This window comes from Faecalibacterium gallinarum, assembly GCF_022180365.1.
In the GTDB taxonomy this organism is placed as follows: Bacteria; Bacillota; Clostridia; order Oscillospirales; family Ruminococcaceae; genus Faecalibacterium; species Faecalibacterium gallinarum.
In genome coordinates, this window is sequence record NZ_BQKV01000053.1 from 1 (window position 1) to 12864 (window position 12864).

11 protein-coding genes and 1 pseudogene are annotated in these 12864 nt (G+C 53.6%); 5 read left to right on the top strand and 7 right to left on the bottom strand.

Features of this window, described 5'->3' with window-relative positions; genetic code table 11:
* The 4 genes from JCM17207_RS07905 to JCM17207_RS07920 form a co-directional block, all read left to right on the top strand.
* The coding region (locus JCM17207_RS07905) for a helix-turn-helix domain-containing protein (protein ID WP_238317066.1) at positions 1–296 on the top strand (296 nt) is incomplete at its 5' end.
* A 259-nt stretch (positions 297–555) separates the two neighbouring features.
* The gene (locus JCM17207_RS07910) at positions 556–879 is read left to right on the top strand and encodes a plasmid mobilization protein (protein WP_238317067.1); all 324 of its coding nucleotides are present in this window, start codon (positions 556–558) and stop codon (positions 877–879) included.
* Entirely contained in the window at positions 846–2180 is a 1335-nt protein-coding gene (locus JCM17207_RS07915) for a relaxase/mobilization nuclease domain-containing protein (protein ID WP_238317068.1), read from the top strand. Before JCM17207_RS07910 ends, JCM17207_RS07915 begins: the two co-directional genes overlap by 34 nt.
* Complete coding sequence (locus JCM17207_RS07920) at positions 2177–2545, top strand: cysteine-rich VLP domain-containing protein (RefSeq protein ID WP_238317069.1); 369 nt, start codon at positions 2177–2179, stop codon at positions 2543–2545. The genes JCM17207_RS07915 and JCM17207_RS07920 overlap by 4 nt, the downstream gene beginning before the upstream one ends.
* A 100-nt stretch (positions 2546–2645) precedes the next feature.
* On the opposite strand, the gene JCM17207_RS07925 is transcribed toward JCM17207_RS07920, so the two are convergent.
* Genes JCM17207_RS07925 through JCM17207_RS07935 form a run of 3 tightly spaced genes read right to left on the bottom strand, consistent with a single transcriptional unit; the run spans position 2646 to position 4503 of the window.
* Positions 2646–3278 (bottom strand): ABC-2 transporter permease, encoded by a 633-nt coding sequence (locus JCM17207_RS07925; protein WP_238317070.1) that lies wholly within the window; start codon positions 3276–3278, stop codon positions 2646–2648.
* Entirely contained in the window at positions 3275–4126 is an 852-nt protein-coding gene (locus tag JCM17207_RS07930) for an ABC transporter ATP-binding protein (protein WP_238317071.1), read from the bottom strand. The genes JCM17207_RS07925 and JCM17207_RS07930 overlap by 4 nt, the downstream gene beginning before the upstream one ends.
* A 2-nt stretch (positions 4127–4128) precedes the next feature.
* Positions 4129–4503 carry a GntR family transcriptional regulator gene (locus JCM17207_RS07935; RefSeq protein ID WP_219082647.1) on the bottom strand — a complete coding sequence of 125 codons (375 nt, stop codon included), beginning with the start codon at positions 4501–4503 and terminating at the stop codon, positions 4129–4131.
* A 310-nt stretch (positions 4504–4813) separates the two neighbouring features.
* On the opposite strand from JCM17207_RS07935, the gene JCM17207_RS07940 reads away from it, so the two are divergent.
* Positions 4814–5008 (top strand): helix-turn-helix domain-containing protein, encoded by a 195-nt coding sequence (locus JCM17207_RS07940; RefSeq protein WP_219082590.1) that lies wholly within the window; start codon positions 4814–4816, stop codon positions 5006–5008.
* 67 nt (positions 5009–5075) lie between these two features.
* Here JCM17207_RS07940 and JCM17207_RS07945 read toward each other — a convergent pair whose 3' ends face one another.
* The 4 genes and pseudogenes from JCM17207_RS07945 to JCM17207_RS07960 form a co-directional block, all read right to left on the bottom strand.
* Positions 5076–5276, bottom strand: coding sequence for a transposon-transfer assisting family protein (locus tag JCM17207_RS07945; RefSeq protein ID WP_238317210.1), 201 nt, complete (start codon positions 5274–5276; stop codon positions 5076–5078).
* 2 nt (positions 5277–5278) lie between these two features.
* Positions 5279–6223 carry a hypothetical protein gene (locus JCM17207_RS07950; RefSeq protein ID WP_219082596.1) on the bottom strand — a complete coding sequence of 315 codons (945 nt, stop codon included), beginning with the start codon at positions 6221–6223 and terminating at the stop codon, positions 5279–5281.
* A 3-nt stretch (positions 6224–6226) separates the two neighbouring features.
* A pseudogene (locus JCM17207_RS07955) lies at positions 6227–12265 on the bottom strand (LPD25 domain-containing protein); the annotation flags it as partial.
* A gap of 150 nt (positions 12266–12415) precedes the next feature.
* Positions 12416–12844 (bottom strand): regulatory YrvL family protein, encoded by a 429-nt coding sequence (locus JCM17207_RS07960; protein ID WP_238317073.1) that lies wholly within the window; start codon positions 12842–12844, stop codon positions 12416–12418.
* Between the last annotated feature and the right edge of the window lie 20 nt (positions 12845–12864).

A 12864-nucleotide genomic window follows, 5' to 3' on the forward strand; every position in this document is an offset into this window, starting at 1 on the left:
TGGCGCGTAAGGCGCTGGCGGAAATGGTAGGTATTGAGTGGCGGTATCTCGCCAACATTGAGAATAAAGGGACGATCCCCAGCCTCCCGGTCGTGATCCAGCTTATCAAGACCTGCGGGCTTCCTGTGGAACGGTATTTCAATCCCGAAATGCTGCGCTCGGAAAGTGAGCAGCGCCAGCGGGTCGGCCACAAGCTGAAACTCTGTCCCGAAGAATACCTGCCGATCATCGAGGGCGCGATTGACGGGGCCATTCAAATTGAAAAGCCAAAGAAGAAAGAAACGGGGGATGCCTGAAAACCATCCTCTGTTTTCTTTTGTTTGCGAGGGGTGCAAAAGCGCCCTTTATTTTTTTACGCTTTTTTTCTGGAAAGTTCCTGTTTTGCGGGTAGTTTGAGGGCTTGCGAAGGTACTTATAGCGGAGAAGAACAAAAACAGCAAGCATAGGAAGTGTAGCCACACTTCCGAAAAACGCCCGTCCCGCCCCTGCGGGCCGTCCGTTTTGCTTGTTGGGGAAATCCCCAAACCCCTTTGCCGGAAAGGAGCGTGAAACGCAATGGCAAACCGAAAGCGTCAAATCGTGCTGCGCGTCCCGGTGACGCCGGAAGAACGGGCCATCATCCAGCAGAAAATGGCCCAGCTCGGCACAAAGAATTTCTCGGCCTATGCCCGGAAAATGCTGATTGACGGGTATATCATCCACATGGACACCAGCGACATCCGGGCGCAGACTGCGGAGCTGCAAAAAATCGGCGTCAACGTCAATCAGATTGCGCGGCGTATCAACAGTACCGGGGCTGTGTACGCGCAGGACGTTGAGGACATCAAGGGGGCGCTGGTACAGATATGGCAATTACAAAGATCCATCCTATCAAGGTAAATCTGAAAGCGGCCCTTGACTACATCGAAAACCCGGACAAGACGGACGATAAAATGCTGGTATCGTCCTTTGGCTGTTCCTACGAAACGGCGGATATTGAATTTCAAATGCTGTTAGATCAGGCGTTCAAGAAAGGCAACAATCTGGCCCATCACCTGATACAAGCCTTTGAGCCGGGCGAAACCACGCCGGAGCAGGCCCACGAGATCGGGCGGCAGCTTGCCGACGAAGTGCTGCAAGGCAAATACCCCTATGTGCTGACTACCCATATAGACAAGGGCCATCTGCATAACCACATCATTTTTTGTGCCGTGGATATGGTACAGCAGCGCAAGTACATTTCCAACCGGCGCAGCTACGCCTACATCCGGCGAACCAGTGACCGGCTTTGCAGGGGAAACGGCCTGTCCGTGGTAAAGCCGGGCAAGGACAAGGGCAAGTCCTACGCCGAATGGGACGCCCAGCGCAAGGGAAAGAGCTGGAAAGCCAAACTGAAAATCGCCATCGACGCGGCCATCCCGCAGGCCAAAGACTTTGACGACTTCCTGCGGCTCATGCAGGCGCAGGGCTATGAAATCAAACCGGGCAAATTCGTTTCTTTCCGCGCCCCCGGTCAGGAACGCTTCACCCGCTGTAAGACCTTGGGTGAGGACTACACGGAAGAAGCCATTACCCGCCGGATCAAGGGGCTGGCCGTGGACAGAGGCCCGAAACGGAAAGCCACAAAGGAAATCACCCTGCGGATTGATTTGGAGAACAGCATCAAGGCCCAGCAGAGCGCGGGCTATGCAAAGTGGGCGAAAGTCCACAACTTGAAGCAGGCCGCCCGGACGCTGAATTTCCTGACCGAACACGGCATAGACGACTATGCGGCGTTGGAAAGCAAGGTGGCAGAGATCAGCGCGGCCAACGATGCAGCCGCCGCAGCCCTGAAAACGGTGGAACGCCGCCTGTCCGATATGGCGGTGCTGATAAAGAATATCTCCACCTACCGGCAAACCCGGCCCGTGGCGCTGGAATACAAAAAGGCCAAAGACAAGGCCGCGTACCGGCGCGAACATGAAAGTCAGCTTATCTTGTACGAGGCAGCGGCAAAAGCCATCAAGGACGCAGGCGTGACAAAGCTCCCCAATCTGGCCGCCCTGAAAGCCGAATACCGAAAACTGGACGAGGAAAAGGAATGGCTGTACCAGAAGTACGGCGAAGTGAAAAAGGAACTGGCCGACTACGGCATCATCAAGCAGAATGTGGACAGCATTTTGCGGGTGACGCCCCATCAAGAAAGGACACAAGAGCTATGAGCATACCGAGAATGAATTACCGGCAGTACCGCAAGGCCCGGAAGCTGACGCATGAGTGCTGCAATTACTGTGACGGGAACTGCCTGCTTTTGGACGATGGAGAGGAATGTGTGTGCGTCCAGAGCATTTCCTATTCGCTGCTGTGCCGGTGGTTTAAGGCCGCCGTCCTCCCGCTGGACGCGGCCCTGTGTGCCGAGATCAGCAAGAGCCGGGACGAGGTGAAACGCTGCGTCGAGTGCGGGGCCGTGTTCACGCCGAAGTCCAACCGGGCCAAATACTGCCCGGATTGCGCGGCGCGAGTGCGCCGGAAGAAAGAGGCTGAACGGCAGCGGAATAGATACCTGTCTTTGTCTGTAAGGAAATAATTTTATTGTGGTAGCCGGGTGTGGCCCGGTTGAAAAAAGTGCCGGGCGCGAGGCCCGCAGGCCGCCGCGTCCGGCGCTTTTACTTCTGTATTGACTTTTATCAAGTAATATCTTTTTCCTGATAGGCCATAACTGCAATTTTGTGTGATATGAAAAAGAAAATGGCAGCTATAATGAGTACAATATTGAATGGCAAAAGGATATTTCCTTTCACTGGAATAAACAGGTTGATAAGAAGTACCAGCGCAACGATAATGCCCGTCGAAGCCAAAAATGACATCAAAAAAACAATCTGCGATTTATCGGGGTCAAAAAAGTATGCACATGGAAGGCTAAAGCAGCCAGCAAACAAAGCAGCACTTACCCCTATGGAGCCATACAGCAACAAAGAAGCCAATGACATTTCAGCGCCAAAGATTGCAAGCACACCACAGGGAATAAGGGCTGCCATGATCCCTAACACAGAAAGAATAATAAAGAGAATGAATTTTTCTCCAATAATTTGGCTTCTTGACACTGGCATGGTAATTACGTTCTTATTCCATTTCGAGTTTGCATCGCTTGTGATACTGATAAAAACTGCTGTCGTGGCACATGGGGGAGCCAAAACCAAAAGCGCACTTGCTTCTATCAAAACCGAAAGGCCAAACCCCAAAACGATTAAACTACCGATTATTACAAGGATATTGCTTTTGGCAATATACAAGTCTTTCAATAAAAGTCCTTTCATCATCTTTCCCCCTTTACATAGAGAAGCATAATTTCGTCAATCGTTGCCGGAACCACCATTGCTTTCGGGTATTTCCTCTGCATTTCCTCCCTGTCTGAAACCAAAATCTGCCACTCGTAGTCCATTTTTCGATACACAATAATATCGCTTTTGTCTAAGGCATCAAACTGGGCAGCCCCGCATTTGATGATGCCGTATTGCTCTGTTAATTCATCTTTCGGCTTGAAAAAGACCACTTGCCCTTCATGGATAAACACGATGTAATCGGCAATTTTTTCTAAGTCACTGGTGATATGGGAAGAAACCAGTATGGAGTGTTCTTCATCCTGCACGAAATCTAACAGCATATCCAAAATATCGTCCCGGATTACAGGGTCAAGGCCACTGGTCGCTTCGTCCAAAATCAGCAGTTTAGAATTGTGGGACAATGCGACGGAGATTGCCAGCTTCATTTTCATCCCTTTTGAAAACTGGCTAATTTGTTTATCAGCGGGCAATGAGAATTTTTGCAAAAGGGACATATAGGTGTGTTCGTCCCATGAATGATAGATATTCTTCATTACTCGGTTGAGCCTTTTGGGGGATAGGATTTCCGGGTAATTGCTGCCGTCAAAAACAACGCCAATCTGTTCTTTGGTATCGTTGTCCAATTCTTCTTTCCCCATAATAGAAATATACCCTGCGTCCTTTTGAATAAGCCCCAAAGCTGCGTTAATTGTCGTGCTTTTCCCAGCGCCATTTTCGCCAATCAGCCCTACGATGGAACCTTCTGGAACAGAAAAAGAAACTTTATCCAAAACAAAATCCTTATATGTTTTGGTAAGCTCTGAAATCGTCAAAGCATTGTTCATATTCAATCCTCCTCATACAAAAGTGTTAGTAGATCAACCAACTTATTCAGTGAAATTCCGCTTGTACGCGCTATTTCGATTGCCTCGCTGAAATGTTCCTCTATTTTCTTCTGCTGTTCCTCCAAATAAAAATCTTGGTTTTGGACAGAAACATAGCATCCCTTTCCTGCCGTCGTTTCTATGAAACCGTCTGTTTGAAGGAGATCGTATGCTTTCTGCACTGTCAACACACTGATGTGCAATGATTTAGCCAATGCACGAATAGAGGGAAGTGCTTCACCAGCTTTCAGGTCGCCACTCATAATTTGGGTTTTAATTTGCGTTGCAATCTGTTCATAAAGTGGCCGACTTGTCTTGTTGCTTACAACAATCTCCAAAATCTCACCGCCTTCCGTTCTGTACTGTATCACATTGACAAGTACAGTATAATACGTAACAAGTCGGTTGTCAATAGGGCAAGACAATTTCATGGAAATTTAACAAATCGCCTCCTGTCTACGCATTTAGGGTGGTAATAAGCCAGCCGCAGCAAGGCTTTTCCGGCATGGTCGGCGGGCAGGCAGGACAGATTATCCAATCCCCACCAGAGAGGGCTTCTAAATGCGTAGGAAAATGTTTCCGCCGCTGGTATTTCTCCCGGTTCTGTGTTATGCTGATACAAGCATAAAAAAGACAGGAGTGTATAGGATGCCCGAACAGGAAATGTTGCTGGACAGCGCCACGATCAAGGCAGCCGTCGCAGGCGAGAAGTGGGCTACGGAAAAAGTGATTGAACACTATACCCCCATGATCGACGAGCTGGCCGTAGACGAGGATATGAAACAACACTTGATTATGAAACTGTTGGAAGCCCTGCCGAATTTCCCGATGGAGCAGGCATAAAGGCAAAAAAACAGCGCCGGACGCAGAGGCCATACAGCCCCGCGCCCGGCGCTTCGTTATGTTTTATTTACTCGTCTGTGAAATGGAACTGGTACGCCTCAAAGTCGGCGTCGGTCATGGTGTCCAGCTTGGTAAGGGTCTGGCGGGCCAGTGCCGCCATTTCCCCGTCCATATCCGGCTGCGCGGCATGGAGCTTCGCCATCGTCCTGCGCCGGTCGGCATTGTGATACAGACAAATCAGGTTTTCTTCCTCCACATTAGACTGCATTGTCATACCTCCAATTCGTTTTTCTTGGTGCGGGCCGGGGCCTTTTTCGGGGCTTGGGCCTGTTTGGTTTCGGATAGCTGCTTTCGGATGGAAGCGCGGGGCCGCCGCACTTCCTTGTCCCGGCTCTCGTCTTTGCCTATCATGGCATATATCCCATGCCGGTCTTTCATGCCGGTAAACACCAGCGATTTGTAGGGCAGCATGGAAAAGAGGCGGTCGGTGTCCCTGCTGGACGCGATCTGCGTAAAATAGGGGGACAGTTCCACCATGAAATGCGTCTTGTTGGGGCTGTTGGGGGCAGAAAGACCTTTCATTTCCGCAACAATGCGCTGGGCCTCATCCCGGATCAGGCGGTCATGCAGCGCCGTGACGTGGGCTTTGAAGTCGCCGGAAGCAAGCTGCTCCCGGCCTTTCTGCTCCTGCCGCCGCACTTCCCGCAGGTTTTCCGGCTCATTGGGTTTTGCCTCATACCGCAGGAACGCCCCCAGCTTGGGGTCAGGCCGTCCGTCAAAATACAGGCTGGCGGGCTGTTCCCGGTTGCCCTTTTCATAGTGTAGGATGATGGTGTCGGCCTGTACCGCCTCGGCTGCGACGTGCCGGAAATGCTGGGGATAGTCCAGCTCATAGAGATTGCCCCGTATCTTTCCGCCCACCTTGCCGGTCAGCTCCACGGCGTAGGCCAGAATACGGTCGCGGGTCTGCTCCCCATAAAAACGCCATGTGTTGTGCTGCCGGGTATCTTGCAGGAAAACGTCGCGCTCTCGGAAACAGTACGTCCCGGACGGGCGGGACATCCACAGCAGCGTTTTGTCCTCGGCCCTGTCACTGGCGGCGGCCTGCCGGATGATTTCTTTGTCAATTTCAAAATCGTTGCGGTAAAAGGCGGTGTTCTGGCGCATAAGCTGTTCCAGCGCGGCCAGCACATCCACATTTTCAAATCTGTTCACGGCCTACACCTCCAATTCTTTTGATTTTTCCCGCTGCGGCGGCTTTTTGGCCTGTTCCTCCTTGGCGGCTTTAAGCTGCGCCCGGATGGACGGCTTTTTCTGGCGCTGGGCGCTCTTGGACGCCGGGCGGGTCTGCTTCGGCTTCTTGTCCTCCGCCTTGGCTGCCTCGGCCACATCGAAAAGGGAAATCTGTTCCCCGGCCTTTGCTCTGGCTTCCAGTTCCCCCATCGACGGGGCATTGTTCAATACGCCGTCAATCATGTTGTAATTTTGCTCGGTGGACATTTCAGCGGTCTTGATGGGGCTTTCCTGCATAAACTCCGGCACAGGGGTAAACCCGATGCTGTCACAGTAATGGGCTTCCTCCTTGCCACCGCGATTTACCACAACAACGTCCGAAACGGACAGGCTGTGTCCCCGGAAACCGGCGGGCCGGTCGTCGGCGTTGAACGTGCGGTAAATATCCTCCAATGTGGTCTTTTTGTCCAGCGGGGCCGTGTAGACAAGCGCATAGTTTTTCCTGTCCACAGTAAGCCCTGCGGCCTGCAATTCCTCATAGGGCCGATAACGGAAGTCGCGCCCCTGTGGGCCAGCAGGCACTTGATAGATGGAAAAGGTGTCCCGTTCCGGCTGGTCGGCGCTGCGCTGGGCCAGCGTTTGTTCCGCCCGTTCCCGTACATCCTCCCGCAGCGGCAGCGTATAGAGGGTGGACGCAGAGGAAAAGCCCACGTTGTTGAACACATAGTCCACATCGGTTTCTTTCAAAGCTCCCGCTGTGAAGTAGTCTGCCCGCGTGGGGGTGTCGCTCACCTTGCCGTCTGCAATATCATGGCTCAATCCCGTTTCCAGATGGGTGCAGATTTTTCCGTCCACGGCCAGCGTCACATAGTACCAGCCGATATAGCCGCCGGTCTGCTCGTCGGCCCCGTCGTTAAACTCCACATTCAGCAGCGTGTAGGGCTTTAGGCCCTTTTGGGCGGCGATCTCGTTGTCCTTGGCCTCCCGCTGCAACAGAACAGGCAGGGCGGCTTCCTTGGTGGCCTGCACGATCTCCGGGTTAAAATGCACCAATGCACTATTGACACATTCTGTCTGTACCTTTACGGTTTTGGCCTTTGGCGTCAGGTGGTTGCCGATGAACAGGGACGCGCCGTTGTCAAAGTGGATGGACATATCACTGGTGCCGCGCCATTTGCCGGTACAGGGGGACGTGCGGATTTCGCCGGTCTTGCAGCCAAACGCCTGCGCGATTATATCAATCTTGCCTTGTAGGGGCAGGTCTTTGTAGCGGCCAGCGATTTCCACCGCCTTTTTCTGCAAGTCGGTCATGGGCTTGGCCTGCGGCCCGGCTTCCTGTTCCGGGGCAGGCTCCGGCTCTGGTGCTGCCTCCTGTTCGGGGGCCGGTTCCTGTGGCTGCTCCTGTTCCTTGGCGTACAGCTCCTTGACGGCCTCCTGCGTCAGCTCCCCGGTGTTGAGCTGATCCAGCAATTCCCGGCATTTTTCTTCCGTCCCCCCATAAAGAACCGCCCCGATTTTTATGGTGCCGTCCGCCTGCGGGACATAGGCTTGCAGCAAGTACAGGTTTTCCGGGCTGTCGCTGCGGGTGGCGGCGTGTACCCGGTAGACACATTCCTCCGGCTCGGCTTGGGCCTGTGCCATCTGCGCCTGCTGCCGGATGCTGCTGCGTTGCAGCTCCGTGGGTTTCTCGCCGGTAAGGGGCTGAATACTTGAAATGCGGTCGGCGGCGTAATAGGCGTTCCCATTCAAAAGCCGCTGCCATGCCCCGACGCTTGGCGCCCATCGGAAGCCGTGTTCTTTTAGCTGCTGGCGGGCGTCAGCGTCCGGCTTATCTTCAAAGAACACCTGCAAACGGCTCTGTTCCCGGTTGGCCTCCACATGGCCGCCCTCAAACTCCCAGCCCACATAGACGGTTTCTCTGGCGCGGGTCAGGCTGTCGATCCGCTGCCGGATGCGGCGGATTTCCGCGTTGTTGTTAGACAGCTCCCAGCTCTGAAAGGGTTTCTTTTCATAATGCCAGCCGGACACCATAGCCGCTTTCAGCTTTTCAAGATTTTCAGGGGAAAGGTGCGGGCAGCCGTCCAGCGTACCGTGTTTGCGGTAGTAAGCGTTCACGGCTTTCATGGTTTCCTGCGCCTTTTCCAGACCGGCCAGCTTCTTTTCCAGCTTGGGGATGGCCTGCGGGTCGTCCTGCCGGATGCCGCCCATGCCGGTACTGCGGATTTTATCAAGCAGCCCTTGGATGTACTGCCATTCCTGCATTTTGCTGTCGCGGGCTGCGTTTTGTTTTTCTTTCTGGCGTACCGGGAAATTGGAACCACCGGCAATCAGGATGGAAGGAACACGGGCGTCAATAGCATAGCTGTGGTTCATGTTGGCGGCCAGCTTCCGGGCGTAGGTGTCAAGCAGGCTGTCGATTTTCTCATGGTACATGGGATCAACGCGCTTTTTCTGTGCCTGCGCGATTTCAAAGGCATTATCCACATAATGCCGGTACTCCGCCGTGGCGCTGCCGGGCTTGTAATCGGAATAGCTGCTCATCTCCTTGGCGCGGCGGGCCGCCCCCTCATTGATGGAATAATAGTAGTCGGACGCCGCAGGCTCCTTTGTCGGCTGTTCCGGGGCTTCCTGTTGTGGCGGCTCTTGGGCTTCCTCCGGGGCAAGCTCCGGCTCTGGTGCTGCCGGGGCCTCATAGCCAGCCGCCGCGTATTCCTCCACGGTCATACCGGCGTCAGCGGCTTCCTGTGCGATCTCGGCCTGTACCTGCGCTTTGTAATCCTGCAAGCTCCGGTCGAAGTCAGAAAGTTTCGGCGGCTCCGGCAACTGATACTGTCCCTGATTGAGAAGCGGGCGGCACTCCTTGACGTAGTTTTCCAGCGCCCCATAGTAGGCTGTTTCCTCCGGCGTCAGGGTTTCGCCGGACGCCAGCCGGGTTTGCGCCTCCTGTTCCAGCCGGGACAGGTTACAATGCAGCTCCATATAGGGGACAAATTCAGTTAGAAGCATATCCCGCTGGGCCTTGTCTGCCTCCCATGCCTCCGGCCCCTCATGTTTCAGCACATGGTTTTTCCAGCTTTCATCCTGCGCGTAGTATTCGTGATAGCCTTGGATATGCTCGATCAGGGAACCGTCCCCGTCGCCAAAATCCTGCCGCCCCTCGTAGTTGTCCGGCTGCCCCTGAAACGAGAAGTCAATGCGGAACTTGGTTTTATCGTACCAGCTCCCCGCATGGTCTGGCTGTTCCCGTTCCAGCCGTTTGGAACTGTCCAGCGCCCGGAAAATGGCGTCAGCCTCATGCAGCGGCATTTGCTGGCCGTCTTTTAGGTGGGGGCTTTCACTCCAAATAATCGTGACAATCGGCTCCGCTGCCGGGTCGTTGGCTATGGTCTGTTCCGCCCTTGCGACAGCAATCTCACTTTCTATCTGGCTTTTCACAAAGTCGTCCATGTAACCGTGTTGCAGTTCAAAGCCCTGTTTGCACAGACGGTTGATAAGCTCAATCACCTTATCGGTATCGCCCACGGCCTCGGCATACTCCATAATCAGGCGGCGTTCCCCGTCGCCCAAACGCGGGCCGTCCTTTTCGGCCAGCGCCACCAGCGCGGCGGCTCGTTCCGTAGGGGACGCCTCCGGCATCAACGGCTTTTCATTCAAAAGGCCGTCAATTCCATTCCACGCCTGCGGCTCCTGCCGGGGTTCGGCCCGTTGCAGCGTCCCGTCGTCTGAAAGGACAAAGCCCTGTGTCTGAATGGCGTCCAACGTGCCTTGCGTCACCTCGCCGGTGGCTTTCACATCGGCGTCAATCAGGGTTTGCAGCATGGCTTTCACGCTGTCGGTCATTTCCTGTTGCTGTTCCGGGGGTAGTTTGGTAAACACACTGTCCGGCGCTGGCTGCTCGGCGGCCTGTTCCGGGGCCGCGTGTTCCTGCTGGGCCTGCCGTTCCTGCTGAAGCTCTAACAGGTGGATTTCCATTTCATTGATAAGGTCATTGGCAGCGGCCCGGATCGTTTCAAGGGACGCCTGCAATTCTTTCAAATCCCTGCCGGAACTCCAATTTGCAATGTACCCGAAAGAATAGTCCGACGTGTCCAGCCCCCAATACTGGCATACCGCATAGGCTACGCTCTCGGCCTGCACCTCGCGGGTGGCCTTGTCTGGCTGCTTATCCTCCGCAAGATGGCTGTTTTTCTCATACAGGCGGGCGTGGGCGACTTCATGGATGGCAGTCTTTAGGGTCTGCAATTCGCTCATGCCCGCATTGACGGCGATCCGCTGTTCCAGATAGAAGCAGCGGCCCTTGGTTCCGTCCAAAACCGGCTCAATGGAAATAACATAGGGGGACGATCTTTCCAAAGCCGCCTGCAAATCCTGAAACTGCTCCACGTCGCCGGACAGCATATCCACATGGGTCTTTGGAAGCTCCTTGCCCTCGGTCTGGCTTACGTCATACACCGATACCACACGATAGTCCGGCACCGTGATTTCCTGTTCCTCCATCACCGGCTTGCCGTTTTTGTCCTTGATGGGTTCGCCGGTGTCAGGGTCTTTCTTGGCAACGCGCTTTTTGACTGTGTAGAATTTAGGGGCTATGATTTTCAGCCCGGCTTCGCCCTGTTTTCGGGTGCGTTCAAATTCCGATTGCCATTTCCCTAAACCAGCTACCAGAGAAGCGTCCGGCTTTTGCAGGAAAATCAGCATGGTATTTCGGAAACTGTATGTGTGGAACTTGGACATTGAGGTGAGGTAGGCTTTATAATTCTCACTGTCCAGAACACCCCGCACCCCGGCTTCCAGCCTGTCGGTGATCTCTTTCATGTATTCGTCTTTAGTCATGCCTTTTATGATAATCGGGCCTGCCTCCGGCAGAACAGCGGCGGGGGCCGCCGGTTCGGTGCGAAAGGCTTCTCGGTCGGCCTCCGGCTGGGGATAGGCCATCACCCGGTATTCCTCCGGCACTGGCTGTCCCTCATAGACACGCTGCCATTCGTCGCCGCTTTTCACCAGATAGCCATAGTCGGTGAAAACACCATGCTCCGTATTGGCAATATGCAGGCCAAAGCGGGGTAGGAAAATCCCGGCTTTCCATTCCTCCGGCATATCCACCATGCCGGAACGGTTCAGGTAGTAGTCCCCCAACTGGCCGGTGCCGGTGACATCCGGCAGATGTACATAGAAATCCACGTTGTCGGGGTAGTCGATGATCTGGCCGATGCTGTGGAAGTCGCTCTGCGGGCTTGTCAGGGCGGCGTTCAGCTCCGCAAGCTCGGTGGCGTCCAGCTTTTCCAGTCTTGCGGCAAGGAAGTTCAGTTCGTCCACGTCGGCGGACAGCACCAGATCGCGGGGCAACTTGACAGGATGCTCCTGTGGGCTTCGATAGTCGTACAAGAAAAAGTCCTGCGGATTGTCGGCGCTGATGCCGATTTCCCGCAGGGCTTCTTGCAGCTTTTCGGTTGTGGTCGGCAGGGAAAGCCAAAGGCCCTCTTTGCCCTGTTCATAACGCTGGCGGTTGTGAAGAAGAATAGAAAATACTTCGCTCACGGGTTCCCTCCTTTCTTGGTCTTGCTCCATCAATTTCTGCATCAACTCGTAGTTCTCAATGCTCATGTGGCCGTCATAGGTGTACGGGTCGATGTCGTCCCCACGGTAGGGGCGCTCATAGAACGGCAGTCCGGCAGCATGGGCTTTTTCCCGCGCCGCCTCCAACACATCCGGCGGCAGTTCGTCGCTGTGGGCCTCTATGAATGGGGAAATGTTGTTCAGGCCGTTGTCGTAGTGGTGCCGCACACCGGTAGCCAGCTCCGTCACGCCCATTTCCTCGGACAGATAGCCGGAATAGTAGCCGTTCACCACAACGGCCTGTGGGTCGGCGGCCTGTATCTCTGCAAGCCGCGCCCTGTCCTCTGGATAAAGGGTGTCGTCCAGATCAAGGTGAAACGCCTCCGCCTGCCAGCTCCGGCCCTCGCGCCAGAATGCCAGCCATGCAATGCCGTTTCGCAGGTCGTCTTGATACTCTGATACGATGTCCCTAAGACTTGCCATCGGCAGCCCTCCTTTCTGAAAAATGGCATAAGAAAAGCAGGAAACCTTTCAAAGATTTCCTGCTCGGTGGTGCCGCCGGTGGGCGGCTGGTATTTAGTTTAGAAAGTTTGGACAGATTGGCTGATAAATAAATTATCATTCATCATCTTTAGACCGTTTTTCAATATCACTCATACCCAGTAATGCAAATATCAAGGCTACAACAACAATAGAAATATCTTTTACAGAAACAGACGGCATAAAATAGTCTGTAATCCTTAATCCCCAATAAGTTGCAAATGTATCCAAAAATACATAAAGCAATTTTGCTTCCTGTATAGATAATTTGTTTAGAGAAAGCAACGCTTTTGGTAATGCACTGGCAATCAAGCTAAGCGGATAAGAAAGAATTGCAGCCACAATGAAAAATAAAATAACACTTCCTACCGATTTATATTCAAATCCAAACAGCTTCATTACAGCACCACTTAACAGCGCCAATACGGAAAGTACAATAGTAATCAAAAGTCCACATGATAGTAGTGTTATTACTTTTTCTTTATGTCTGTCAAAATTTCTTTTCATCTGTTCTGTACTCCCTAAAA